20 protein-coding genes are annotated in these 26969 nt (G+C 35.9%); 16 read left to right on the top strand and 4 right to left on the bottom strand.

The genetic code is table 11. The features are described 5' to 3' along the window. The first annotated feature begins 159 nt into the window (after positions 1-159). The 3 genes from LLS04_RS03185 (at position 160) to LLS04_RS03175 (ending at position 7209) form a co-directional block, all read left to right on the top strand. On the top strand, positions 160-4536 hold the full coding sequence (locus LLS04_RS03185; RefSeq protein ID WP_323611888.1) for a Cna B-type domain-containing protein: 4377 nt from the start codon (positions 160-162) through the stop codon (positions 4534-4536). A gap of 107 nt (positions 4537-4643) precedes the next feature. Further along, the gene (gene metG, locus LLS04_RS03180) at positions 4644-6575 is read left to right on the top strand and encodes a methionine--tRNA ligase (protein WP_323611886.1); all 1932 of its coding nucleotides are present in this window, start codon (positions 4644-4646) and stop codon (positions 6573-6575) included. Between the two features lie 31 nt (positions 6576-6606). Next, entirely contained in the window at positions 6607-7209 is a 603-nt protein-coding gene (locus LLS04_RS03175; protein WP_323611885.1) for a histidine phosphatase family protein, read from the top strand. 42 nt (positions 7210-7251) lie between these two features. Here LLS04_RS03175 and LLS04_RS03170 read toward each other — a convergent pair whose 3' ends face one another. Genes LLS04_RS03170 through LLS04_RS03160 form a run of 3 tightly spaced genes read right to left on the bottom strand, consistent with a single transcriptional unit; the run spans position 7252 to position 10475 of the window. Then, positions 7252-9246: an ABC transporter permease gene (locus tag LLS04_RS03170; protein WP_323611883.1), complete on the bottom strand. Its 1995-nt coding sequence runs from the start codon at positions 9244-9246 to the stop codon at positions 7252-7254. After that, the gene (locus tag LLS04_RS03165; protein WP_323611882.1) at positions 9230-10120 is read right to left on the bottom strand and encodes an ABC transporter ATP-binding protein; all 891 of its coding nucleotides are present in this window, start codon (positions 10118-10120) and stop codon (positions 9230-9232) included. The genes LLS04_RS03170 and LLS04_RS03165 overlap by 17 nt, the downstream gene beginning before the upstream one ends. Then, positions 10104-10475, bottom strand: a complete 372-nt coding sequence (locus tag LLS04_RS03160; RefSeq protein ID WP_323611881.1) for a GntR family transcriptional regulator — start codon at positions 10473-10475, stop codon at positions 10104-10106. The genes LLS04_RS03165 and LLS04_RS03160 overlap by 17 nt, the downstream gene beginning before the upstream one ends. Positions 10476-10617: 142 nt before the next feature. On the opposite strand from LLS04_RS03160, the gene mnmG reads away from it, so the two are divergent. The 13 genes from mnmG (at position 10618) to LLS04_RS03095 (ending at position 26142) form a co-directional block, all read left to right on the top strand. Then, positions 10618-12468 carry a tRNA uridine-5-carboxymethylaminomethyl(34) synthesis enzyme MnmG gene (gene mnmG, locus LLS04_RS03155; RefSeq protein WP_323611878.1) on the top strand — a complete coding sequence of 617 codons (1851 nt, stop codon included), beginning with the start codon at positions 10618-10620 and terminating at the stop codon, positions 12466-12468. Positions 12469-12478: 10 nt separating this feature from the next. After that, the gene (locus LLS04_RS03150; RefSeq protein ID WP_323611876.1) at positions 12479-13456 is read left to right on the top strand and encodes a Gfo/Idh/MocA family protein; all 978 of its coding nucleotides are present in this window, start codon (positions 12479-12481) and stop codon (positions 13454-13456) included. A 556-nt stretch (positions 13457-14012) separates the two neighbouring features. Beyond that, positions 14013-15797: a translational GTPase TypA gene (typA, locus tag LLS04_RS03145; RefSeq protein WP_323611874.1), complete on the top strand. Its 1785-nt coding sequence runs from the start codon at positions 14013-14015 to the stop codon at positions 15795-15797. A 204-nt stretch (positions 15798-16001) separates the two neighbouring features. Further along, on the top strand, positions 16002-18458 hold the full coding sequence (locus tag LLS04_RS03140) for a hypothetical protein (RefSeq protein WP_323611872.1): 2457 nt from the start codon (positions 16002-16004) through the stop codon (positions 18456-18458). A gap of 177 nt (positions 18459-18635) precedes the next feature. Further along, a complete protein-coding gene (gene rsmG, locus LLS04_RS03135) occupies positions 18636-19358 on the top strand; it encodes a 16S rRNA (guanine(527)-N(7))-methyltransferase RsmG (RefSeq protein ID WP_323611869.1) in 723 nt (240 codons plus the stop codon). Further along, positions 19345-20100 (top strand): nucleoid occlusion protein, encoded by a 756-nt coding sequence (gene noc, locus LLS04_RS03130; RefSeq protein WP_013853481.1) that lies wholly within the window; start codon positions 19345-19347, stop codon positions 20098-20100. Before rsmG ends, noc begins: the two co-directional genes overlap by 14 nt. Before the next feature lie 29 nt (positions 20101-20129). Further along, positions 20130-20927, top strand: coding sequence for a ParA family protein (locus tag LLS04_RS03125; RefSeq protein ID WP_003774236.1), 798 nt, complete (start codon positions 20130-20132; stop codon positions 20925-20927). Then, positions 20911-21780 carry a ParB/RepB/Spo0J family partition protein gene (locus LLS04_RS03120; RefSeq protein WP_003774239.1) on the top strand — a complete coding sequence of 290 codons (870 nt, stop codon included), beginning with the start codon at positions 20911-20913 and terminating at the stop codon, positions 21778-21780. The genes LLS04_RS03125 and LLS04_RS03120 overlap by 17 nt, the downstream gene beginning before the upstream one ends. 88 nt (positions 21781-21868) lie before the next feature. Continuing rightward, positions 21869-22384 (top strand): hypothetical protein, encoded by a 516-nt coding sequence (locus LLS04_RS03115; protein WP_323611867.1) that lies wholly within the window; start codon positions 21869-21871, stop codon positions 22382-22384. 20 nt (positions 22385-22404) lie between these two features. Then, a complete protein-coding gene (locus tag LLS04_RS03110) occupies positions 22405-23349 on the top strand; it encodes a nucleoside hydrolase (protein ID WP_323611866.1) in 945 nt (314 codons plus the stop codon). A 25-nt stretch (positions 23350-23374) separates the two neighbouring features. Next, positions 23375-23926 (top strand): SIR2 family NAD-dependent protein deacylase, encoded by a 552-nt coding sequence (locus LLS04_RS03105; RefSeq protein WP_323611863.1) that lies wholly within the window; start codon positions 23375-23377, stop codon positions 23924-23926. A gap of 41 nt (positions 23927-23967) precedes the next feature. Next, complete coding sequence (gene mnmE / locus LLS04_RS03100; RefSeq protein ID WP_323611862.1) at positions 23968-25308, top strand: tRNA uridine-5-carboxymethylaminomethyl(34) synthesis GTPase MnmE; 1341 nt, start codon at positions 23968-23970, stop codon at positions 25306-25308. 48 nt (positions 25309-25356) lie between these two features. Further along, the gene (locus LLS04_RS03095; protein WP_323611860.1) at positions 25357-26142 is read left to right on the top strand and encodes a TatD family hydrolase; all 786 of its coding nucleotides are present in this window, start codon (positions 25357-25359) and stop codon (positions 26140-26142) included. 31 nt (positions 26143-26173) lie between these two features. Here the strand turns inward: LLS04_RS03095 and LLS04_RS03090 are convergent, their stop codons facing one another. Continuing rightward, positions 26174-26962, bottom strand: coding sequence for a MetQ/NlpA family ABC transporter substrate-binding protein (locus LLS04_RS03090; RefSeq protein ID WP_323611857.1), 789 nt, complete (start codon positions 26960-26962; stop codon positions 26174-26176). Positions 26963-26969: the final 7 nt, after the last annotated feature.

Raw genomic sequence — 26969 nt, 5'->3', positions numbered from 1 at the left:
AATTTGGTGAATTACAAGCCCTATTTCGTTATTTATGAATGTGATGGTAAAAAAAGTGGACATTTTATGACAAAAATAATTGACTAAATATGTGAAAACCAATAATATCACTTTGTGATTAAAAATCACTTTGAATGATACTTGTAAGGAGGAAAGAAAATGAAAACGAGAATCATTAAAAGCGGATTAACATTTCTGTTAATCACAATGGTATTATTGTCTATAAGTACATCATTTGTATCTGCAGAAGGACATCCTTCTACAAGTGAAAAAACCATTACAGACTCAATACAAATAGATAATATGGATGAAGGAGAGGTACGAGTGTTTAAAACTGCGAAACCGATTCCAAACAGTATTAACCGTTGGGAAATATCGATAGATGTGTATGGACGTGTAAAACGAGAACCGTCTGATATTGTTATAGTACTCGATACATCTGGAAGTATGGACCCACAGAAAAACCCACAAGGAATTAATCGTATTTCTAAAGCAAAAGCTGAGGCAGTTCATTTTGTGAATGAAATTTTCAAAAGAGATGCCTTAGCACGCGTTGCACTGGTATCTTATGGAACCAAAGTATCTTCAAACTCATTTCATACGAAACAAGAAGCGAATTTATTAATCAACGAAATTAAAAGTCTTAAAGCAGAAGGCGGGACGTTTACACAAGGGGCTCTATATGAAGCAAAATCGTTATTAAATCAAAGTACCGCACCCAATAAAACAATTGTATTATTATCTGATGGACAACCGACTTACCGTTATCCACTTAAAACAAACATAAATCAAGATTTACTTCGTTACGATAACAACGTTATTGTCCAAAAACGTTACAATGGTCAACAACGACCTTTTGATATCGCTATATCCAGTTCAAATAATCATGCGATACCTGGATACCGATTTAAGTCACTACCGAATACGAATGTATTTGATTATAATGCAATGGTTTATGGAACGGGGAATGAATATTATTTAGATGAGCTTGGAGAACTTAGAAACCAAGGAAATCAAAGTTATTTTGTCTATATGTCCTCAGCCGACGCAGCCATTACCGAATCCAATCAAATCCATCAAGAGCAAATTCATTTATACGCAATCGGATTTGATACTGATGTTAAGGGAACAGAAATCCTAAAACGTATCAGTAATGACAATTATTTTGATGCTTCATCAAGTCGCGATAATTTGGATGACATATTCAAGAAAATTTCAAACAATATTTATTCTTCAGCGAAGGACATTCGTATTGAAGATCCAATGACGGATGCCTTTATCGTTGATGAATCTAGCTTAACAGAAGAATTAAAAGCAATGTTTGATGGAACTCATCAACGCTTCAACATTCGAAGTCAAGGTTTACTCGATGAGGAAGGAGACATCCAACATTTTGGATATAAATATAAAGTATCAACCAAGCCAACGTCTTCCATCAGCGAGAAGGATTTCTACGAACTTAATAAAACAACGATGATTACATATAATGATGTTAATAATCAAAGCGTTAAGAAAACAATCAAGGTACCACAAGCTAAGCCCACACCGGTACGACTTAAAACAGAAGTCTATAAGGCTGATAAATCTCGAGATTTAAATACAAAATATCAAATGGATGTTTTATTTAAAGCAAAAGATAAGGAACATAAACTACGTAATGAAAGTGCATTAAATAAAGTATCGACTTCCTGGTCTTTTACCGAACATGGGACATATGATGTCATGATTGAAGCACTGAAAGTTGAAGGGGCAACGCATAATTTAGATGATTATGATGTTGTGTACGAATACTACGAGCATGAAAATGGTGTGCGTAAACCTGTCTCGGGTTTAAACATCCACAAAGATCCCGAATCCTATGAAGTTGTTGTTAAGCTGTATCAAAAACCATTAGGGACCATCACAATTGATAAGCTCGTAAAACAGGGATCAAAAACCGTTTATCCTGATGATACATTCATCTTTGAAGTATATAATGAAGACTATAAAATTGACGAGATTCTATTAAAATCAGGAGAATCACGTACGCTTAATCACCTACCCATCGGTAAATATCAAATCCGTGAGAAAGAACGAGAAGGCTATACATCAAGAAATCCCCACCAAACCTTTGAAGTTACCTATTCCAGTCGTGAGCATGCTTTGCATTTTGTGAATGATGTGGAGAATAAAACATCTTACTTGGTAGAAAAAGTTTGGGTTGGTGGAACGATGCGTCAAAGTGATGTACGTATTGATTTGAAACAAAATGGAATACCACTTAATACTCCTAAAGTTTTAGAAAAGGGACATTTGAAACTCGAGTTTACTGATCTTCCTCGTTTTGATGAGGAAGGGAATGAATATGTATATTCCCCTTATGAAATGGATATTCCGGATCATTTTGAATCTTCTGTAGTAGGGAATAAGATTACGAATACATACGTTATACCTCAAAGAAGCTATACAGTTACAAAAGTTTGGGATGGCGGTCCACTCGTTAAACCAACTATAATGATTCAGCTATATCAAAACAATCAGCCTTACAAATACATTGAACTTGAATCGGGTCAAACCTCATACACCTGGAATGAACTTCCAGAGACGGATGAGCAAGGAAATGCATTCAATTACCATGTAGAAGAAATGAATATTCCCGAGAATTATGAGATGCATGTTGAAGCGTCAACAATCACGAATACCTACATCAGTCCAACTCGTGATATTTCTGTTACAAAAGAGTGGATTGGTGGTCCTGCTACAAAACCAACGATAGAAATTGCATTGCTTGCTGATGGTCATGAGGTAGCACGTCACGTGATGGAATCCGGAAGCACCCAAATTACATTTAAAAATCAACCAATTTATGACCGCAATGGACTACCGATAAGCTATAAGGCAATTGAAACTCAAGGTGCACAAGATTATATCAATATTCCTTCGGATAACCCACTTGTTATTAAAAACGAGTACCGCCAACCACGAATTACTGATCCAATCATCGCAACAAAAGAGTGGATTGGCGGTCCATCGGAAAAACCTGATGTGGAGATGATTCTTTATCGTCAAAGCACATCCACACCGGAACGTGTCGATTCTAAAGTATTAAGTAGTGGACAAACTAAAGTTATATTTTCCGATTTAGAAAAAACGGACAAGGACGGAAATCTTTATACGTATTGGATTGAAGAAGGTAATCAAGAACTCTTGTTCAATGAGCACCACTATACCGCGGAGCGCAAGGATGCCTTCACAATTGTAAATCGTTATCAATCCCCTAAAACAACATTTACGATGAATAAAGTATGGAATGGTGGTCCTGAAATTAAACCAGATATTGAAGTACAACTCTTGAAAAATGGTGAAAATGTAGGGAGGCCAGTAATACTTCATCACGGAGAAACAAGTTACACATGGTCTGATCTTGATGAATTTGACATCAACGGAAATAAAAATGATTATCGCGTAAGAGAGGTTCGTGAACTTAAAGGTTACGTACAAGAAATTGATCCGTCAGGTTCTACGATTACAAATCATTTCGAGCCCGAGATGAGAACAATCAATGCATATCTATATTGGGAACATGGTCCAGATCAAAAGCCTACCGTAACATTTAATCTCTATCAAATGATTGATGGTATTGAAACACCAGTTGGAGATCCAAAGACCTTAGAAACAGGTGTTTCAAGTGTATCGTGGGATGTACCGGCGCAAACAAAAGAAGGTAAAGATATCGAGTATTTCGTGAAGCAAACAAATCTTACTGACGATTATACAATGCGCTATGGTTCAGACCGCTTAATTGTAATCAATACCTACCATCCTCCTGTTCATGAAATTATTCTCAACAAGAAGTGGGTAGGTGGCGCTATGACACACGCAGAAGCAGAATTTACACTTTACCAAAACGGAAACATCTATGATGTTGTGAAACTTGGTAATAATGAAACAAGCTATACATGGCTTGTGGATTCAAAAGATTTAAAAGGTAATGAAATTACGTATAAACTTGAAGAAACGTCAGTACCTGATCATTTCGTTTCTGAAACAATTGATGCATGGACATTCCGAAATACTTATGCATCACCGAAACGAGATGTAACAGTTACGAAGCATTGGATCAATGCACCTGAAAGTGTTCCAACGGTTCGTCTCCAACTTCTAAGAAATAATGAACCAATTGGTGATCCCATCTCATTAGAAAACGGACAAACAACCTATACGTGGTCAAATCTTGATGAAACAGATAATCAAGGAAATGCTTATGAATACCGTGTTCATGAAATTGATCCTCCAAAAGGTTATGTGGTTCAATATAGTGAAGATGGATTGGAAATTTTCAATAAATATCAAGGTGATGTATCAAGCATTCAAAAAGATAAACCAGATCCTCAAACTCCTATAGAAAAAGTTACTGAAGCTAAAAAAGTAAACATTGATAAGACAATGAAACCTGAAGTGCTCCCACAAACAGGCGTTGGGAATCGTGTTTTAGGCATTTCTGGAAGTTTAACGATAGGAATGGGTATCCTTTTATTATTGAAAAAGAGAAATTAATTTGATAAATAGAAACCTCGTATCGTTAAAAGTACGAGGTTTTGTCTTATTGTAGAGCGCACATAAATAGGCTATAATTAAGGGGAAATTCTGGCGGAGGAAATCAAATGAAAAACAATAAAAATTACTATATAACAACCGCTATTGCTTATACATCAGCAAAACCTCATATTGGAAACATTTATGAGATTGTGCTAGCAGATAGTATTGCACGTTTTAAACGTGCTCAAGGTTATAATGTTCGTTTCCAAACAGGAACGGATGAGCATGGTCAAAAAATAGAAGATAATGCAAAAGAACACAATATGTTACCGAAAGATTATGTTGATAATGTTTCAGGTGTGATTCGTGGTCTATTTGATCTGATGAATGTTAAATACGATTATTTTATTCGTACAACTGATGACTATCATAAGGAACAAGTTCAAAAGGTTTTCAAGAAACTTTTTGATCAAGGTGATTTATACAAAGGGAATTATGAAGGATGGTACTGTAAGTCATGTGAGTCATTCTATTCTGATTCGCAGGTAGAAGATGAAACATGTCCTGAGTGTGGTGCGAAAGTTGTACGTCAACAAGAATCATGTTACTTCTTTAAAATGAGTAACTATCAAGAGCGTCTAGTCCAATATATCAAGGATAATCCTTCATTTATTCAACCTGAATCACGTAAGAACGAGATGCTTCAAAACTTCCTTAAAGAAGATCTCTATGATCTTGCGGTTTCACGAACAAGTTTCAAGTGGGGAATCCCGGTAGACTTTGATCCTGAACATGTAGTGTATGTTTGGATTGATGCTTTGATTAACTATATTACTGGTTTAGGATATGATGTTGATGGGAAGAACGGTCCACTCTTTGATGAGTTTTGGCCTGCAGATGTTCATTTAATTGGTAAAGACATTTTGCGTTTCCACACTATTTACTGGCCAATTCTATTAATGGCCCTTGATGTTGAGTTACCAAAACAAATATTCGGACACCCATGGTTACTTACTGGAGACAGTAAGATGAGTAAATCCAAGGGGAATGCAGTTTATGTTGATGATCTTACATCTGTCTTGGGTGTCGATCCTGTTCGATACATCATGCTTCATGAAATGCCATTTGAACGTGATGGCCATCTCACATATGAATTAATGATTGAACGCATTAATACAGATCTTGCGAATATTATTGGAAACCTTGTTAACCGTACAATCTCAATGACAAATAAATACTTTGATGGTGTGTTAACGGTTAATAACGTACATGATGATATGGATGATGAGTTGATTGCTGCATGTAAAAACTTAATTCCAAATGTTGAAACGAAGATGGATACGCTTCATGTAGCGGATGCAATTTCTGAGATTGTTTCCTTATTTAGAAAAGGGAATAAGTATATTGATGATACTCAACCTTGGGTTCTTGCGAAGGACGAAACGAAACAAGATCGCCTTCAAACAGTACTTTATAATCTAACGGAATTGATTCGTATTGGTGGTATCGCCCTTGAATCATTTGTTCCAGAAACATCACAGCGTATTCTTGCACAATTACAAACAGAACATACATCGTTTGAAAGTGCGCAGACATTTGGTCTCTTTGAACTTAATAAACCAGTTGTTTCAAAAACAGACATCATCTTTAATCGTTTAGATGTGAAAGAAACACTTGAGTTATTAGAAAAGGAGGTAGAACCTGTGGTAGAAACAAGCATTGTTGAAGAAGAAACAAAAGAAATAACTTTTGATCAATTCCAAGATGTTGAACTTCGTACGGGTACAATCATTAAAGTTGATAAACACCCTAAAGCAGATAAGCTCTATGTATTACAAGTTGATTTAGGTAGTAAAGAAGTAACTGTCGTAAGCAGTCTTGTAGAATTCTTTACTGAAGAAGAACTCCTCAATCATAAAGTTGTTCTTGTAGCAAACCTCAAACCCGTTAAACTACGCGGTGTTATGTCAAATGGTATGATTCTTACAGCCGAAGAAGGCGATAAAGTAAGACTTGTAACCGGTGGTGATGTAGCAAACGGAACGTTATTACGATAAGATAGGTATTGTATAGAAAAGAGGGTGCTTTATGAAAATTGTATTAGTAAGACATGGTTATACGACTTCTAACGAAGAAGGAACGTATTCAGGTTGGTCTGATGTTCATTTGTCAAAACAAGGAATCGAAGACTTAAAACAATATAAATTGGAGTACGCATATCCAAAAACAGAGCGTTATTACACATCTGATTTAACACGTACCATTGATACGTTTGAGATTCTTTACGGAAAAGAAACACCAATCTATGAATCAAGTAAAGAATTACGAGAAATATACTTTGGTGATTATGAAGATGTACATGGGGATGATGTATCGGAAAACTATTTTGATGGATTCCTTATCAATAAACGCATTGCTCATGGAGAAACGTTAACTGAATTTAGCTACCGCATTATATCTAAGTTGGAATGTATTTTAAAGGATATGAAAATAAACCATGTGGAATCTTCTACGATTGTTTGTCATTCAGGTGTTATTAAAACATTGTTAATATTCTTAGAAAATAGACCTTTCTTGGATTTTAGAGAAATTCATGCACCCAATGGACTGGGATACATACTTGATGTTGATTTCGATGATTCGTTAAATCGCATTATCTTAAATAACGTAGAGGAATTACCTAAAAAATAAAAAAGACACGTATGTATACGTGTCTTTCTTTTATATATTTCTCTATGAATCTTTTCTAACAGAGAGGTAGTATTCAAAATAAACATTAAGATCTATAACTTCAACATTAACCCGATAAACATCGTGAGGTTTGTCTGAAATTACAAATGAAGAAACTTTGTCTTTAAGTAACTTTAATTCGCTTGAAGTAACAAAATCCGAATCAATCTTCATCACTCTGTCACTGACATAGATTGATGAAGATGCACTGATTCCTTTGGAGAATAAAGAATCTCCGTCATCATCACGATAGATCACTGCTTCGGTATTGATGTCATCGATTGGTTTTAAGTTGTTCTTGATGTACTCTGTTGTTTTTGGATGGCGATTATCAATGTTTAGAAGGTAATCATTCACATATTCACGGTCTTTTACCTTATAAGCAACGACAAAGTTAAGTGTATCGCCATTAGGTTGAAGTTCAGTATTTTGAAGGTCTTCTTTATATGTTTCAATGAGTTCGCTACGTGAACCTGTAAATCGGTAACCTTCCGTCAAGGTATTATTGAAGATATAAATTTGATTAATTTGCTTTTCTTCATTGAAGAGAATGTTTGTATCTTTCAAAGTATCAGGATTTACAACAGCAGGGTAAAGTGGTTTTAATAACTCATCCTTAATATTGAAACGACGTTTTATTTTACTTCCATTTTTGAGTTTGTACTCGATGTATATGGGAGTATATTCCGAAGTATAGTCAAGATTTGAGCTTACTAAAGGTTCATTTTCTTTCAATTGGCTAATGATTGAATAATGGAACGTATTTGTAAGTTGGAGTAATTCTGGATGTTCACGCGTAATATGTAGGTCTTTTTGAAAAAGATAGTTTCCGCCATTAGTGAGGACGTTTTCATTATCGTTTCCATAAACCTCACCTTGAGATGTTATAGTGACGGACTCAATTTTATCAATCTTTGGAATGTAGTATGTATATCCGAGCCCATTGGTTACATATAAGATTGTACAGAATACCATTAAAACAAGCGCAAAGATTGTATAGTTTTTTAGAATTCCTGTCATATTTTTCAGTGAGCGATTTTTGATAATGTTTAAAAGCGTAAAGAGCAGTAGCGCAATTAAAATAGGCATAATTACCGAACCTACAGTAAGTGTTCGATTTCCCATCGCAAAGATTGGAAGCAAGAAAACTAATACGATACCTGTAAATAAATAAATGATTAATGGGAAGAACCAATTATTAACAAATGGTGTCTCACTTTTCTCAGATTTACGACCATCGTGAATTACAAGAGATACCGACAAGAGTATGAGTCCAAGGATCAACCAATAGGAAGCATAAAGACCCATATCATAGTGAGAATTCATCGATTTTAATCCGAATAATATGGAAGTAGGCGGTGATAAAAAGGCCAAAGAGTCCATTCTCATAGATGTGTAACCAATTACAAATGTGGATGCAAAGAGTTCCAATGCACCGAACGCTAAAAAAGGTGCTACAAAGATAATTACGGTATAAATCAATGCATCTGAAAGTGTTCCTGTATTCATTAAAACAAACATCACAGGTGTTGTCGTTGCAAAGAAGATTGCGAGCAACTGGAAGTAAGTTTCAATGTGATACAACTTTAAGGACTCATTGAATAATAGATTATTGAGTCCGTAGCCTGAGAAATAGGCGATGGTAAACGGAATAAAAATAATAAGAAGAGAAGCAACATAGTTTGTTAGAAATAAGTCACTGCGCTTAATGGGTAAAGAATGAAATACGTCAACGGATTTCTTGCTACTTAAGTAGTTAAAGAGAATCATTGGTGTCACGATCGATAAAAATATTGTGATGATTATGGGTACATACACCGAACTAGTAGAATAATTTTCATAACTATGTCGGTCAGGAGTTTGAATCCAACGAATTAAAGTTGGTATTGGAAACGAAGTCATTAGAAGAATTGTATAGAATAAGAGTAAACCTTTGTATTTCTTAAAGTTAAACTTTAAGTAATCAAAATTAATTCTTGAGTTAATCAATGTTTTCATGATTTTTCTTCTCCATTTCATAAATAAATATCTCTTCGAGCGTTACATCGTTATGTTCGATGAGTAAGGGATTCATTGAATTGAGGTCCATTTCAATTTTTTTACGATCGCCCTTGAGAATTATCGAAAAGATTCGTGCCGAACCAGTTACATTTAGAGGATTCATAAAATCAAAGTCTGTTATTTTCTTCTCGAAATCAAATGCAATTTGGTAACGGTGATAAATTGAACCAAAGTCATTCGTTGATTGATTCATCATAATATTATTTTCATCAATAATAGCAACAGTATCGCAAATATCTTCAAGTTCTCTTAAGTTGTGAGATGAAATAATAACGGTTGAATTATGATCGATAATCATTTCTCCAAGCAATTGTTTAATTCGAAATCTCATAATCGGATCAAGCCCATCAAACGCTTCATCAAGTAACAAAATCTTTGGTTTTGATGCGAGAGCGAGTAAAAGTGATACTTGACGCTTCATTCCTTTTGATAATGCGTTTATTTTACGATTTTCGTCTAAACCAAATAAGCTAAGAAGCTCGCGGTAATAATTGTCATCAAAGGACTTATAGAAAACTTTATAGAATTGTTGCATATCTTTAATCGTTGATTGACTAAAGAAGAATGGATCATCCCCAACAAAGAACAAGTCTTTTTTAGTTTCGGGGTTATCATAGACCAGTTGGTCATTAATTAAAACGACACCAGCATCTGCATGGAGTACCCCACTTATAAGGCGTAAAAGGGTCGATTTACCCGAACCGTTTTTACCTACAAGCCCGATAATCGAACCATCATTAAATGTAATGTTGATGTCCTCAAGTACTATTTTATTATCAAATTTTTTATTAACATTAGTGAATCGTATCATTATGTGACTCCTTCAATATATTGAGTATTGCATCTTGTGTTTCTCCTAATTCAAGTAATTTATGATAGATTGCAGTGAGTTCTTGATAGGCATCGCTGACAAGGTTACTGACACCTTTCTCATGCTCGCTTACAAAAGATCCCTTTCCGGGAATTGAATAGATAAGACCATTCACCTCGCATTCATGATAAGCCTTAGAAACGGTATTTGGATTTACACCGAGATCTTTGGCAAGGGAACGAACGGTTGGAAGTTGTTCATGTGGTTGGAGTATCCCCATAGCTATAAACTTTCCAACTTGTTGAATAATCTGTTCAAATATTGGTGTTGCGGTTCGTGTATTAATTGTAAACATAGATACCTCCTATCTGTACCACTTACATTAATACAGTATTACATCATGGCGTATGTGTCAAGTTTGAATAAATAAGTGAACTTAAATCATTATCAACTCGAATGTTGTATAATTGTGATAAAATACCAACGGAGGCTTTTATATGTATGATGTTATAGTAGTAGGAGGCGGTCATGCCGGTGTTGAAGCAGCAGTTGCTTCAGCCAGAATGGGGCAAAGAACAGCACTCTTTACGTTAAATGTAGATAAAATTGCATCAATGCCTTGCAATCCATCAATTGGTGGACCTGCAAAGGGTATTGTTGTTCGAGAAATTGAAGCGCTTGGCGGAGTCATGGGGAAGATTGCGGATAAGACAGCTTTACAATTTCGAATATTAAATTCAAGTAAGGGACCCGGTGTTCAATGCTTGCGTGTTCAGTCTGATAAATTAGCTTATTCGCGTGCGATGCGTGATGCAGTGCTTGCTGAACCAGGAATCGAAATCGTTCAGAAAATGGTAGAAGGTGTTGTAGCTGAAAATGGCGTTGTTACCGGTGTTCGTTGTAAAGGTGATGAATTTGTAGCTGCTAAGACCGTTATTATTACCAGTGGAACTTACATGAGTTCAAAGATTTTACTTTCTTCAACAGTTACTGTTAGTGGACCGGATGGAGATCCAACAACGAATAATCTTTCTGAATCTTTACGTGCATTGGGGTTAAAGACATTCCGTCTTAAAACAGGAACGCCTGCACGTGTTTACACAGATAGTATTGATTTTAGTAAAACGACGATTCAACCCGGTGACGATGAACCGTATTATTTCTCTAACAGTACCAAGAAGGATGATGTAATTAAGGAGCAATACCCTTGTTACTTAACTTATACAAATCCTACAACACATGATTTAATTGAAGCTAATCTCGATAAATCGAGTATGTATTCAGGCGTTGTTGAGGGGGTTGGTGCACGTTATTGTCCATCGATTGAAGATAAAATTGTTCGATTCGCAGATAAAAATCGTCATCAAATCTTTTTAGAACCCGAATCTGCGGAGTTAGATACGACTTATGTGCAAGGACTTTCTTCATCATTACCCGAAGATGTTCAAGATGCGATGATTCGTACTGTTCCTGGATTGGAAAATTGTCGTGTTCAACGTTATGGTTATGCAATCGAATATGATGCAATTGATCCGATTCAATTAAAACCGTCACTTGAAATCATGACTGTTGAAAACTTATTTACAGCAGGTCAGATTAACGGAACTTCAGGTTATGAAGAAGCTGCCGGACAAGGACTTATGGCAGGAATTAATGCAGCACTTAAAAACCAAGGTAAAGATCCACTAATTCTTAAACGTGATGAAGCTTATATTGGTGTAATGCTCGATGACCTTGTTACTAAGGGGACTTTAGAGCCTTACCGTCTTTTAACGTCACGTGCTGAATATCGACTCTTGCTGCGTCATGACAATGCATATCGTCGTTTATCACACTTTGGTCACGAGATTGGATTGTTAAGTGATGAGGATTATGAGAAAATAGAGTTAGATATTCAAATCATTGATGAATTTATTGAAGCAAGTAAAACAATCAAATTGCCACATAATCCAGAATTTGAAGCTTATTTCGTTGAAAAAGATTCACCATTCCAAGCACATGATCTAACAATCTATGATGCGGTAAAAAGACCGGGTATAGAGTTGTTAGAGGTATTGGATCTGATGGACATGGAAGTTCGTAAAGACTTAGCATTCCAAATCCAAGTAGAAATCAAGTATGAAGGTTATATTAAGAAAGCCATGAAAGAAGCAGAAAAACTTCGATCAATGGAGAATATTAAATTACCTGAAGATATTAACTATGATTCTATTGACAACTTATCAATTGAGGGGCGTCAAAAACTGACTGCTGTAAGACCGATCACAATGGGTCAAGCATCGCGTATTTCAGGTGTTAATCCAGCAGATATTGCAATTCTTGCTATGGTACTCAAACATAAAGGATAGGGTGGAAATTATGAATATTGGAACAATTGGAACAGGGGTTATTGTAGAAGAATTTATTAAATCAACACAAGATTTATCAGGTGTTTCGTTTAAAGCTGTTTATTCACGAACGCAAGGTAGAGCGGATGCTTTAGCAAAGCGTTTTGGTATCGAACAAACACATACAAGTCTTGATGCTTTATTTTCAGATTCGTTGGTGGATACGATCTATATCGCTTCCCCAAACAGTCTTCACTATGAGCAGGCTTATGCTGCGCTTAAGGCCGGAAAGCATGTGATTGTAGAAAAACCTTTTGTTGAAACGGAAGAACGAGCACAACAATTAACCCGTTATGCTCAGGACCATAATTTATTCCTCTTTGAGGCAATTTGCAATATTCATTTACCGCATTATCAATTTATAAAATCAAATTTAGAGGTTATTGGTAATATAAAACTAGTTCAGTGTAATTTTAGTCAATATTCAAGCCGCTATGATGCACTGTTAGCAGGCGAAACACCAAATGTATTTAATCCTCATTTTTCAGGGGGTGCTTTAGCCGATATCAACATTTATAATATTCACTTTGTTGTTGGAATCTTCGGTATGCCGGATGAGGTAAAGTATTATGCGAACAAACATCCAAATGGTATCGATACATCTGGAATTTTAATTATGAAGTATCCTACGATGATAGTGGAGTGTGTAGGCGCTAAAGATAGTTTTTCTCAAAACTTTGGCCAAATTCAGGGTGATAAAGGTTATATATATATCCCAGAAAGCGTCAGCAGTATTGAGTCGGTAAGTATTGTTACGAAAGATTCAAAAGAATTAATCAACATTCAAGATTTACCAAGATTAGCATATCAAGTAGAAGTATTTGAGCGTGCAATTCGTACTCAAGATTTTGCACTTCGTGATCTGTACTTAGAACAAACATTAAGTGTCGTGAGAGTTGCGGAAAAAGCACGGAAAACTGCTAATAATTATTCAAAGCCAACCCAGTAGGGTTGGTTTTTTTTTGATAATCATCTAAAACCACATTTAGTTGTAAATTCTAAGATCTCTTTAAACTGCTAATAGATAACTAGAACAGCTGTAATGAAATAGTTCGTTAATCTAATGTGTATGGCTACTTCTGCATTTCTTTTCGATAAAATAAAACCACTGTTTTCCAGATTATTTATACTTAAACTCAAAGTTTTGCCACTGATAAAATATTTTTCATATTTGTGCACATATACATAGGGGTCTATTTGTACATGTCGTAATTTTATTAGTGATTTCCTTTCTATTCACGATTCGTACTGATATAAAAAAAATGCAACATCATTGGTAAGGTAGCACATACTGCTTTTTAATTATTAATTATGATATAATGTGCCAAAGCGAGGTTATATCATGTCAACGAACGAACAAATTCTAGTCATGACACCTCCAATACCTATATTATCGAAGTAAATAGAGTGTATTGAAGGTATAAAACAGAACATAAAATATAGTTGTTTTAAGTGTACCTTCCTGTACTGAAATTAATAGATAAATAGGAAGCGAAAAAATAATAATGAAAAAAATAATAAATATTGCCATCATCGCCCATGTCGATGCTGGTAAGAGTACGCTTGTTGATGGGATTTTATCCACGTCAGGTGCTTTTAAACTTGAGCAAAAGGCAGTCGATCGTGTGATGGATCGTAATGATCTCGAGAAAGAACGCGGGATTACGATCTACTCTAAAAACTGTTCGGTCTTCTATAAAGATACGAAAATTAATATTGTAGATACACCAGGTCATGCAGATTTTGCTGGAGAAGTAGAACGTATAATCAAAACGGTTGACACTGTAATTTTGTTAGTAGACTCTGTGGAAGGACCAATGCCTCAAACACGGTTCGTCCTTCGCAAAGCACTTGAACAGAATCTAAAGCCAATAGTCTTAATTAATAAAATGGATAAGTCTGAGCGTCGTCCAGATGAAGTTCTCGAAGAAATTTATGATTTATTCTTGGATCTTGATGCAGATGAATCACAACTGTTTTTTCCAATACTATATGGTGTAACACGGGATTTTAAGGTAAGTCGTCATCAAGATGTACGTGATGCAACGATGGATGTGCTATTTGATACAATTCTCGAACATACGGATGTCTATGCAGATAAAGATACCCAGCCATTACAGATGCAAGTTTCAACACTTGATTACGACGCATATCTAGGACGTTTGGGAATTGGACGTATTCATCAAGGGGTATTGGAACAAGGACAGTGTATATCTGTTATTGATAACTTTGGGAATCATTCTCACTCGCGAATTAAAAAGATGTTTGTTTACAAGGGTGTAACACATAAAGAAGTTATGCGAGCTCATAGTGGAGATATCGTAGTAATAGCAGGAATATCGAGTATCACTGTAGGGGATACAATCTGTTCAATAGATGCTCCGATTCCTATGGAAGCGATTATGGTAGAGCAACCCACGATGTCCATGAACTTTTATGTGAATTCCTCTCCATTACAAGGAAAAGAAGGTAAGTATATTACAAGTCGAAATATTAAAATGCGACTTGATCGAGAGTTGGAGGTTAACGTGGGTATGAAGGTCGAGCCCGGCCTATCATCTGATTACTTCACTGTATCAGGACGAGGTGAGTTGCATCTTTCTGTTTTGATTGAAACGATGCGACGAGAAGGTTACGAACTCTCAATTGGAAAACCGCACGTAATTCTTAAAGAACGCAACGGAATAATGTATGAACCAATCGATCTCGTAATTATTGAAACACCTGAAAAGTATAGCGGTAAGATTATTGAGCAAATGAGCCTTCGCCATGGAAATTTATATGATGTCGAACAAAGTAAGAACAATATTCGACAATATTGGTATATCCCAGCACGCCTCATATTAGGGTTTAGAACAGACCTCATTAATTTGACGCATGGTAACGCGATTATGATGCGTGAACATTATAAGTATGATGTTCAGCAAGGAACCCTGAATACGCCCAAACGTGGGTCACTCATATCTAATGCTTCGGGTAATTCAATGGCATTCCCTATGTTTCATATTCAAGATCGTGGCAGATTTTTTATTGGTGCTCAAACGGAAGTCTATCCAGGAATGATAGTTGGGGTTACGAACAAAGAAAATGATATGTGGGTAAATGTAATTCGAAACAAACGATTAAATAGCTACCGAGGTAATGGACGTGGTGGTAAAGAAGATGCTTTGAAACTTGAGGATCCGATTACACTCACCTTAGAGTATGCTCTTGACTATATTACTGAGGATGATCTTGTTGAGGTGACACCATTGAATATTAGATTACGTAAGAAAAATTTACGTCAATAAATGAAACAAAAATATAATAAATAATTAATCAATTGATTAGGGAGCTTCGGCTCCTTTTTTTGATAAATTAAAGAGTGAAAATTTCTTTAGGTCATTTCGTTGTGAGTAAATCTACAACATTTAGTTGTATATTCTAAGAACTCTTTACAATTTAGGGTTCTATATGTAAAAATTGAACACGCTAATTAATGTGGAGGGGGTTTTATGATACGAAAAACTTGCACTTTTGTAATGTTTATCATGCTTTTCAGCGCTTATCATATAGATAATGTTTCCGCAGAGGTGAAATTCGAATTCCAAGATTTGAATAGCGATATAGGCGCAAACATGCGTGGGATTTGTAATCGTAGGGAATCCTGTGTAGGTGGGTCTAAAACTTACACTATTCAATGGCTTGGAATGGAGAGCGGTGATGAACCGGTCTCCCTAGTAATGCAAGAGGAGTTTAAGAATAATTTTTCGATTGAAATTGGTAAGATTACAAATCTGACTAAGGATACAAAATCAATCACAATTGATAATCTAGTATTACAAGACTCTATGGATTTCAACCTTGAGGATCAAAATATTTATCACAAGATATATGGATTCAAAATTCATAGTGAAACTCCGAATGCCTCGGAATATCGCGTGATTCAAACTCAGAATGTTATTAATATTCTGAGAATAAGAAATCAAACAATTAAGTTTACAGTGGTTCGTGATGGACCAATCAACGATGTTAAGACCTTACAATTTGTATTGACGAAAAATGGAGAACGATCAAAAAGTCTTCAAACAACACATCATTTACGTCTTTTAAATAAGAATTATTCATTTATAACGACAAAGTATGACGATAATAATAAGCCCTTTGTTTTTGATATCATCACAGATGGTGATGAACGAATTCAAGTAGATAAAAAAGTAATCAATGATTCAGAGTTTGAATTCCGAATCAGACAAAATATTACAAAAGAAATTCCGCTTAGAGGTTTAGGATTGGAAGCAGTTACGGGTGAAGTCGTTCTTATAAATGAGAATCAAAAAGAAATTGTGGGTATTGTTAAGGATGAGAAGGTAGTCTTTAAGAATATTTATCATAGCGATTTAGATACACGTTTTAAAATTAAACGCTATTCGCTTAGTGATGCAAGTATCGAATTAAGTATTAATGAAGATAAGTTTAAGAACATATCTGAAATTAACGTAGAACGATTCATCAATAAAAAATTTGAAATTGAATGGGGACCCAATATACTTGCTTATCCAAACGTTAAACAGACCGATACAATTGATATTCATCTTTTAGAAGATAATCAAGCAACAAATATCAAAAAGTCAGTAGCTTTTAATCAGTCGGAACTTTCGTTTAGGCTCAATCTTCTAAAGAGGTCTTCATTTTCAGTTGATGATGGATTTGTGATTGCGGCCAACGCTTCGAAAATATACATTGATCGAGCAATTCAACCACTACATATTGAGATTCAAAAGGCATATAAGCCCAAGAAGGAAGATGATATCGATCTTTCTGTAGAAATTATCACTCCAAACATTAGTAGTGGAAAGATTGACCTGAGTGAATTATTGAATGTCGAAGGTTTTGTAATTCAAGAAAATCCCAAACAAGAAATAAAACCAAATCTTGTAGAGATGCTCTCGATTGAAGGATTTAGTGTGAATGAGCCTATCGATGAAGAACCGAAAAACATACTAAAGCCAGATCCAGTATTCCTTAATGGTTATAGCGTTGAAGCGATGCCCAGTGGAAATTTTTTCCACGGTATGGAAGCAGTTTTGGAGAAGGAAATCATTAAGCAAAAAAACCTAGAGAAGATTTTAGAACAGGATCGTAAGAACCGTATTGCTTATGAATTGAGCATTAAAGAGTATGAGGATCAATTAAAACCAATAAGTGTTCAAAATCACCTCGAAGGTGAGCAGATTGAATTAAGCGAGAACGCAATGAACATAAAAAATACCGATGAAAGATATCAGAAAACAGAAGAGCAAGGATTGTTTTATGATAACCAGCAGGTTTATTCTATGGTAGACGTGAATGGTCACTCGATACCGGGTCATCCATCATTTGATACCATTCCTTTTTTAGTGGGAACGGAAGTCCCTGAAGAAAAAACAGATTTCAGCAAGATGGACGGAGCATACAAGTTTTTAGATTTCATTGAGGTTCAAAAGCGTGTTGAATTGGAACGAATGTTACTTCAAGACATTGAAAATCGAATCCGGCACCAACGTGAGTCGGAAAAGATACTAAATGAACTTTATGAAGCAAATCCAAGCAACGAAGTCCTAATCGATTCTTATGAAATAGCAGTGCCCTACTTAATTGATAGAGACACTGAGGGAAATAAGAATCAAAATAACACGAATAGGAACATTAATACTGAAAGAAAAGATTTATTATGGTTTGAGAAAACACCAGCATCAAATCTTAAATCACTAAAAAAAGACAGAACGCCAATGGGAATTGATAATCATAACGGAACAGATAAGCAAAACTTTGATGAAAAAGAAATTACCCGGGTAATAGGGAATAACAAAGATAGCGTTCTTCCCAAAACCGGGAAACAAAAACACAGTAATAATTGGGGTAAATTCCTCATATTAACGGGTGTTTGTGTATTATTGTCGAAAAGGTATAAAAATAGAATTCTTAAATAGTACATAAAAGGCAGTATTTACTGTCTTTTATGCTTTTTCGACCAAATATTTGTCTCGAGGTTTTGTTGTGGAAATCTGTGAAATACGCTATAATTACAACGTAGTTTCGATTCTAATCATAAGAATCAAATATGATAAAAATGTGTTAATAAAAGATGCATTGCAATTGGAGGCTTCATGAGTTTTTTAGAATTTATTAGTAAAATTGAAGCATTGGGGATTGTTGTTTCAGAAGAGATGAAACAACAATTTTTAACGTACAAGAATCTTATTCAAGAAGTGAATAAAGTCTTAAATTTAACGGGAATCGATGATGATGAGGGTATATTTTTAAAGCATTTCTATGACTCATTGCTTATTTCACCTTTAATAAAAGAAAACAGTAGCATTGCCGACATTGGGAGTGGTGCTGGATTTCCAGGAATCGTTCTCGCAATTGCACGTCCCGATGTCACAGTAACGTGTATCGAGCCAACAACAAAACGAACGAACTTTTTAGAACGTGTTGTACAAGAGTGCGGATTAAAAAATACAACTGTTATAAATGGTCGTGCAGAAGATGTTATCGGAGAACTTCGTGAATCTTTTGATGTCGCAACAGCTCGTGCCGTAGCTTATCTTGATATACTCAGTGAATTATGTTTGCCTTTTGTCAAAGTTGGTGGCGTATTCTTAGCGATGAAAGGAACAAAAGGAATCGAGGAATATGAAGATTCCCTAAAGGCTATCAAAATCCTTGGTGGAGAATTAATTCAAACTCATAAATTTTCTGATGATATCATGGGCGACCGCTATAATTTAGAAATAAAAAAAGTGAAGTCCGCTTCGAAGAAGTATCCAAGAAGTTATGCTAAAATTAAGAAGACACCACTGTCTGGGAGGAATCATGATCGATCGTAGAGAAATAGCTATTGAAAAAATTAAACCTAACCGTAATCAACCACGGCTAACTTTTAACGATGAGAGTTTGTTGGAATTGGGTCAATCGATTAGTGAAAATGGCCTTCTTCAACCGATTGTTGTTCGTGAAGTCAACGAGACAGATGAATATGAAATTATTGCCGGAGAACGTCGTTATCGAGCAATGCGAATGTTTGGTTTTACAGAAGTTCCGTGCATAATAAGTAATATTGATGATGATAAAAGTGCAACATTAGCGCTTATCGAAAATATACAGAGAGAAGACTTAAGTGTATTGGAAGAAGCAAAAGCATATCGCGATATTTTACGAATTCAAAAAATAACTCAAAAGGAACTTGCAACCAAAGTAGGGAAATCGCAATCAGCGATTGCGAATAAAATTCGTTTACTTGAATTGCCTGAACCCGTACTCGAAGCCTTAGGAGAGCGTAGAATTACTGAGCGTCATGCGCGTGCTCTATTAAGTGTTGAAAAAGAAAAAACTGAAGAAGTTTTAGACGAAATCCTAAATAAAAAGTTGAATGTTAAAGAGACAGAGACCCTCATTAACAAACCACGAAAGAAAAAAACAGTAACGCGTGGTATTTCTCAACATATTAAGATTGGAATCAATACAATCAAGCAATCGATTGGAATGATCGAAAAAACAGGGATTACGGTAAAACATGAAATGGAAGAAACGAATGATGAGGTTATCATTACGATACGCTTCCCTAAATAACTTAAGAATATAACAAAGGATGTGAGTCAATGGGGAAAATAATTGCTGTAGCTAATCAAAAAGGTGGCGTTGGTAAAACAACGACGAGTATTAATTTATCTGCTGGGTTAGCCTACTTAGGCCAAAAAGTTCTATTAGTGGACCTTGACCCCCAAGGAAATGCATCTCAAGGTGTAGGTGCAAATAGAATGGCGATTAAAGACAGTACCTATGATTTAATTCTTTCTGAAAAAGAAGTAAGCGACATTAAAATGTCTTTGAATACTCCCCCAATGGATTTGATTCCAGCAACAATTGATCTTGCTGGAGCAGATCTTGAGATGGTTGAGTTTAAGATTGGTCGTGAACGTCTTTTAAAGAATAAATTAATTAAAGCAAAGGATGATTATGATTATATTATTATAGATTGTCCACCATCATTAGGTTTGTTGAATACAAATGCATTGACGGCTGCGGATTCAGTCATAATACCAGTTCAATGTGAGTATTATGCACTAGAAGGATTAACACAATTGTTATCCACAATCCGACTTGTTCAGAAGCTGTTTAATCCAGATTTAAAAATAGAAGGCGTTTTACTTACGATGTTTGATGTTCGTACTCGTTTGAGTGTTGAGGTTCAACAAGAAGTTCGTAAATATTTTAAAGAACGTGTCTATAAGAGTAATATCCCTAGAAATGTTAAGTTGTCAGAAGCTCCTTCTCGTGGAAACTCAATCTTCGAATATGATTTAAAATCGGAAGGCGCTAAAGCATACGCATCTCTAGCGAAAGAAGTCTTATCATATAATAAGAAACGGAGTGACTCGAATGGCAGAGAAAGATAGTAATCGTTTAGGTCGTGGACTTGGTGCAATTTTTGGTGATGATGTATCTTCAGTACTTGAGGATATCCAACAAGGCAATAATGATGAATTTACAGGTGTTAAAACAAGCCTAAAAGTCAAAGATATTCGCACGAACCCATACCAACCACGTCGACATTTTGACGAAGATAAATTAGAAGAATTATCACAATCAATTTCAACACATGGTTTGTTTACACCGATTTTAGTTCGTGAAACGAACAAAGGTTATGAACTTGTTGCTGGAGAACGTCGTTTACGTGCTACCAAACGCGCAAATATTGAAGAAATTGCTGCGATAGTTGTCGATTTTGATGATTCACAAATGATGGAAATTGCGATTATTGAGAATGTTCAACGTGAAGATTTAAATGTAATTGAAGAGGCTATGGGATACAGTTCTTTAATTGATCGTTTAGGTCTAACTCAAGAAGAAGTTGCAAAACGTGTAAGTAAGTCCCGTAGTCATATTACAAACTTATTACGTTTATTAAGACTTCCAAAATCTGTACAAGAAATGGTCAGCGATAATAAACTCACAATGGGTCATGTGCGCCCACTTGTCACAATCGAAGATCCAAAAGAAATTGAACGCATTGCGGAAGAAATTTTAAGTAAGAAGTTATCGGTACGGGAAGCAGAACGTCTCATCAATAAAGAAGATGTGAAACCTGTTGAACCGAAATTACGTAATAAAGATTATGATTATGCACAATCATTATTCGAACGACGCTTACAAACACGCGTTAATATCGCGAATAATAAAGTGATGATTTCGTTTGATGATGATGAAGATTTAAATCGTATTTTAGAGTTGCTTGATATTATTGAGTAAGGACGCACACGCGTCCTTTTTCTATTTTTCATAGTAATTTCTCATATCGCTAAAATGATAATGATATTGTAACGTTAGAGGTGAAATTATGATACAAGAGCGACAAAATAAGTTAGAACAATCCAGTAAAAAGAATCAACGATTAATAATAATTACAGTCGTATTACTGCTCGTTGCAATCGGGCTTTTGATTTATCAAAAATCACAAGTTAAAGACCAAGACGTAAAAGATGATACCTTAGTTCGAAATGTATCAATCCCAGTCGAAAAGTTTGGTGACACACTTAATGAAAATGCAGAAGAATTCTACCAAAATCTCGTAAAAGCAGAGACAATCATATCATTTCGTCTTAACCCCTTAGATATGTGTGTTGGTGGAAATCAAAGTGTTCAAGCACGAGTATATGTCGTGAACATTGAGGAAGAAAATCCAGAAACTAAGAACAAAGAATACAAACCAGAGTACTTAATTTCAGGAGCGACAGAAATTATGTATGATAGTAATGAAGTAAAAGGATATAAACGATGGATTGATCGTTCTTCGACTATAGAAGGAATTCATGAGTTAGTAAAAGTGAATCAACTTGAGTGTTATATTCCTTAAAATAGAATAGAGGGGATTTTATGAAGTATATTTTAGATGTCGACACAGGGATTGATGATACATTTTCTATAGGGTATATGTGTGCGCAAAAAGAATTAGATTTAATTGGAATCACTATAGTTTATGGAAATATTAATGTGGAAGGAGCAACACAGAATACGCTTGATCTGCTGCATTACTTCAATAAAGGTAATGTTCCTGTCTATCAAGGATGTACGCATGCTCGCAGAGATAATGCTTACGAGCATCTTGCTGGCGGGATTAAATTTCATGGAAAAAATGGAATTGGAAATGCTGTTTTAACGCCATCACCGAACCAAAAGTCCACGGAACATGCGGTTGATTTTCTTATCGCCTCTGCGGAAAAGTATGGTAAAGATCTTGTGATTATTGCATCAGGTCCTCTTACAAACCTCGCTAAAGCAATTGAAAGAAATCCTAACGCTATGGCAGGAATTGGTAATCTCGTCTTAATGGGAGGAGCATTTGGTGTTCCGGGTAATGTTAGTAAGTTTGCGGAAGCAAACATTGCGCAAGATGATTTAAGCAGTAAGATAGTTCTTGGAAGTTCAACGCTTATTACAATGATTGGTTTGGATGTTACGACACGCGCAATCATTACGAAAAAAGATGTCGCACACTGGCAGTCATCAGCACCCGAGCTTTATCAAATTATTGTTTATTATCTTGATGCATATAAAGATGCGTATCCGTTGTGGGATGGCTGTGCCTTGCATGATCCACTTGCAGTTTTTGCGGCACTCAATCCCAATTTGATTATAGGACCTCACGTTAATATGGATGTCCTTACAGATCCAGAACAAAAGGGTCGTACGATTCTTAATCTTGAGGCGTATCGTAAGGGCAAAGCCCCCAACGTAAAAGTTGCGCTCGATGCAGATATTGAGGTATTTAAGAAATCATTGCTTGATGATATCGATTGCCTTATCGCTCAAATATCGTGATACAATGGCATAAAGGAGTGGTTTTATGATTTTAGCGTTTACAGGTGCTGGTATTAGTAAGGCATCAGGAATTAGTACATTTATAGAACAACCTGAAGTACGGGATCGTTTGCATCGCAGTTTTGCGACCCAAAATCCCGAAGCATACCGCGAAACAATTTCGGAATTATATTACATCATTCAAAAAGCAGAACCTAATGATGCTCATCGGGCACTTTCGGAATATAACATTCCAATTATCACGATGAATATCGATGGTTTACATGAAAAAGCAGGCAGTTCGCCCATTGCTTTACACGGGTCGATGCCTAATGAAAATGAACTCGCGTATGCTGATCAACTTTTTAATAAACCGGTATTATATGGAGATCCTGCTCCAAATTATCGACGTGCCTACGAAAAAGTAGATTCATTGAAAGATGGCGACATTTTACTTGTCATAGGAGCATCACGGTTTACTGCAGTTGCCACGGATTTACGTGAGATTGCGTATGCGAATGGTGCGGAAATCATAGAGATTCAAGAGAATGCTGTTGAGCAGGTTCGAGAAACGCTCGAATCTTTATTTAACGATTAAAAAGAGAATTCATTGCGCATTCTCTTTTTTTTACCTATAATATGCGTATGATAACAGATACAATAGTAGCAATTATAACGGCACTTCAAGAAAGTGCTATCAATGTTTTAAGAATTAGTGGTGTGGATGCCATCGAAATCGCGAATCGAATATTTTCTCGTGATTTAGAACATGTGGATTCGCATACAGTTCATTATGGTCATATTATTGATCCAGTGAACAAACAAGTTGTTGATGAGGTTCTTGTCAGCGTTTTTAGAGCGCCACGAACGTATACGCGCGAAGATGTGGTCGAAATTAGTTGTCACGGTGGTGTATTGGTGACAAAGAAAGTTTTAAGTTTATGTTTATCCGTTGGAGCACGTATGGCTGAACCGGGAGAGTACACACAGCGTGCATTCCTTAATGGACGCATTGACCTGTCTCAAGCAGAATCGGTGATGGAATTGATTCAAGCTCCAAATGAATTTGCGCAAGAACTTGCAATTTCTGGTGTTCAAGGGAATGTTCGTAAATTAATTGAACCCTTTCTCGAACGTCTAATTCAGATGATTGCAAATATCGAGGTTAATATTGATTATCCTGAATATGATGATGTTGAAGTGCTAACAGAAGCTGTGATTTTACCCGAAGCGAAGCGGTTTTTAGAAGATCTAGGTAAAATTCTTAAAGAATCACAGAGTGGTCGAATCATGAAAGAAGGCGTTAAGACTGTTATACTGGGTAAACCTAACGTTGGGAAATCAAGTATTCTTAATGTTCTCCTTGAAGAAGATAAGGCAATTGTAACGGAGATTGCGGGAACAACACGAGATTTAGTCGAAGGATGGATTCGATTAGAGAATGTAGCCCTTCACTTAATTGATACTGCGGGGTTGCGTGATACTGGAGACCGCATTGAACAAATTGGGATTGAAAAAAGTCGAAAAGCACTCGAATCTGCAGAACTTGTAATTGTGGTTTTCGATGCATCACAAGCTCGTGATCAAGAAGACATCGATTTATTAGAAGCAACAAAACATAAAGAACGGATTATTGTTTACAATAAAAAAGATCTCGTTAATCGAGAACCGGATGGTTTATACGTAAGTGCTTTAGAAGGTGATGTGCATGAACTTGTGAATGAAATTAATAAGCGTTATGTTGAACATACAAAAGCATTAACAAAGCCTACTTTATCCAATGAACGTCATATTGCACAGGTACAAAAAAGTTACCTCGCTATGCAACGTGCTCTTGAAGCATTGGAATTTGGAATGGAACTCGATTTAGTAACGATTGATCTAAATGAGTCTTATGTAGAACTCGCTTCAATTATTAAACCGAAAAAAGATATAAATGTGCTGGATGAAATTTTTGCACGTTTCTGTCTGGGAAAATAAATTTGGCTCCTATGGGAGCCTTTCATATCGTCAGTAAGGAGTAAGAAAATGGAATATGGTTGGATTGATTCGCATGCGCACATTGCTTCGGAAGGTTTAGTTGAATCTTTTGATGAGTTGGTAGCTAATGCGAAAAGTGAAGGCATTGATAAGATATGCATCATTTGTGGATCGTTAAAAGAAATAGAAGTAGCACTTGAAAAAACTAAGTCAGACTCAACGATGTTTGATCTAGCAATTGGTATTCATCCATGTGATGTGAAAGACACACACGAAGGTGAATTTGAAAAGATGATGGCATATATTGAACATCCTCAAGTTGTTTGTATTGGGGAGATTGGCCTGGATTATTATTGGGATGATTCAAACCGAGAAGCCCAAAAAGCCGTCTTCAAGCGACAAATAGAGGTTGCGAATGAATTTGGTAAACCGATTGCCATTCATGTCCGTAATGGAGAACTCAATGCGATGGAGGATGTTCTTGATATTCTTGAGTCCTATCCCGCTCCATTATCAGGAATTGTACATTGTTATAGTGATACGGTAGAGAATGCGAAACGTCTTTTTGAATTAGGCTTTTATATTGGTGTGGGAGGCATTCTTACATTTAAGAATGGTCAAAATGTCCGTGATGTATTAAATATCGCGCCTATTGACCGTATTTTAACGGAAACTGATGCTCCTTATCTTGCACCAGTACCGAAGCGTGGTAAACGCAACGAACCTGCTTTTGTAAGGTATACGGGCGAGAAAATCGGTGAATTGAAAGATTTAACCCCACAACAAGTTAAAGATCAAATCCACCAAAATTATAAGACACTCTTTAAACGTTAAAAAAGAATCCCTTGGGATTCTTTTTTAACGTTTAAAACACAGGGACTGAAGCACCGCTTGTTTCTTCAATAATTAATGCTTTCACTGCATCCGTTTGATACAGTTCCACAATTCGTTTTAGATCTTTACGATCTTTATCTTCAGTTCGAATTGCAATGAGATTTACATAGTCCGCATTTTCTTCCGTTAACGTTTCTAGTTTAATGGCATCTTGACTTGGGGTAAAGCCAGCATCGACCGCAATCCCGGAGTTAATCGCTGCCAGTGGTACCTCTGCAAGTGCACCGGGAAGGTTGGATGCCTCGAGTTCAAAAATATCAAAGTTATGTGGGTTTTCAACGATATCTTTCTTATCTGGAAGCTTCGCATCATTTAATTTCAAAAGACCGTGAGTTTGAAGTAATTGTAATGCACGTGCCCCATTTGTTCGATCACTTGGAATCGCAATCTTGTCCCCATCTTTCAATTCAGATAAGTCTTTAATTGATCGTGAATAAAGTCCCAGTGGTGAATAGAATGTATCTGCAACTGCAGTGAGTTCGTAACCATTTTGTTGACTCTCATCCTCTAAGTAAATATGATGTTGGAACGCATTCATGTCGATTTCTTTTGAGTTTAAAGCTGCATTAGGTTGGGGATAGTCTGAGAAATAAACCAGTTCGACGTTTATACCTTCTTGAGCTGCTTGTTCCACGACATAGTTCCAACTTTTAGTTTGGTCACCACCATGGAGACCGATGCGGACCACGTTTTCTTTAGATTTTGAGCCACAACCGACTAATGTTAATAGTGCTAAAAATAATATAAGTGTTTTTTTCATATTGTTC

Source organism: Erysipelothrix enhydrae (assembly GCF_035066605.1).
In the GTDB taxonomy this organism is placed as follows: domain Bacteria; phylum Bacillota_I; class Bacilli_A; order Erysipelotrichales; family Erysipelotrichaceae; genus Erysipelothrix; species Erysipelothrix amsterdamensis.
The sequence above is the reverse complement of the archived record's forward strand: the minus strand, read 5'-3'. Positions and strand labels throughout refer to the sequence as shown.

Coding starts and splice junctions, on each gene's coding strand:
- LLS04_RS03110 (WP_323611866.1), top strand. CDS start 22,405: ATGAAGTATATTTTAGATGTCGACACAGGGATTGATGATACATTTTCT.
- typA (WP_323611874.1), top strand. CDS start 14,013: ATGAAAAAAATAATAAATATTGCCATCATCGCCCATGTCGATGCTGGT.
- LLS04_RS03150 (WP_323611876.1), top strand. CDS start 12,479: ATGAATATTGGAACAATTGGAACAGGGGTTATTGTAGAAGAATTTATT.
- metG (WP_323611886.1), top strand. CDS start 4,644: ATGAAAAACAATAAAAATTACTATATAACAACCGCTATTGCTTATACA.
- LLS04_RS03120 (WP_003774239.1), top strand. CDS start 20,911: ATGGCAGAGAAAGATAGTAATCGTTTAGGTCGTGGACTTGGTGCAATT.
- LLS04_RS03170 (WP_323611883.1), bottom strand. CDS start 9,246: ATGAAAACATTGATTAACTCAAGAATTAATTTTGATTACTTAAAGTTT.
- LLS04_RS03115 (WP_323611867.1), top strand. CDS start 21,869: ATGATACAAGAGCGACAAAATAAGTTAGAACAATCCAGTAAAAAGAAT.
- LLS04_RS03095 (WP_323611860.1), top strand. CDS start 25,357: ATGGAATATGGTTGGATTGATTCGCATGCGCACATTGCTTCGGAAGGT.
- mnmG (WP_323611878.1), top strand. CDS start 10,618: ATGTATGATGTTATAGTAGTAGGAGGCGGTCATGCCGGTGTTGAAGCA.
- mnmE (WP_323611862.1), top strand. CDS start 23,968: ATGCGTATGATAACAGATACAATAGTAGCAATTATAACGGCACTTCAA.
- noc (WP_013853481.1), top strand. CDS start 19,345: ATGATCGATCGTAGAGAAATAGCTATTGAAAAAATTAAACCTAACCGT.
- LLS04_RS03090 (WP_323611857.1), bottom strand. CDS start 26,962: ATGAAAAAAACACTTATATTATTTTTAGCACTATTAACATTAGTCGGT.
- LLS04_RS03165 (WP_323611882.1), bottom strand. CDS start 10,120: ATGATACGATTCACTAATGTTAATAAAAAATTTGATAATAAAATAGTA.
- LLS04_RS03125 (WP_003774236.1), top strand. CDS start 20,130: ATGGGGAAAATAATTGCTGTAGCTAATCAAAAAGGTGGCGTTGGTAAA.
- LLS04_RS03175 (WP_323611885.1), top strand. CDS start 6,607: ATGAAAATTGTATTAGTAAGACATGGTTATACGACTTCTAACGAAGAA.
- rsmG (WP_323611869.1), top strand. CDS start 18,636: ATGAGTTTTTTAGAATTTATTAGTAAAATTGAAGCATTGGGGATTGTT.
- LLS04_RS03160 (WP_323611881.1), bottom strand. CDS start 10,475: ATGTTTACAATTAATACACGAACCGCAACACCAATATTTGAACAGATT.
- LLS04_RS03185 (WP_323611888.1), top strand. CDS start 160: ATGAAAACGAGAATCATTAAAAGCGGATTAACATTTCTGTTAATCACA.
- LLS04_RS03105 (WP_323611863.1), top strand. CDS start 23,375: ATGATTTTAGCGTTTACAGGTGCTGGTATTAGTAAGGCATCAGGAATT.
- LLS04_RS03140 (WP_323611872.1), top strand. CDS start 16,002: ATGATACGAAAAACTTGCACTTTTGTAATGTTTATCATGCTTTTCAGC.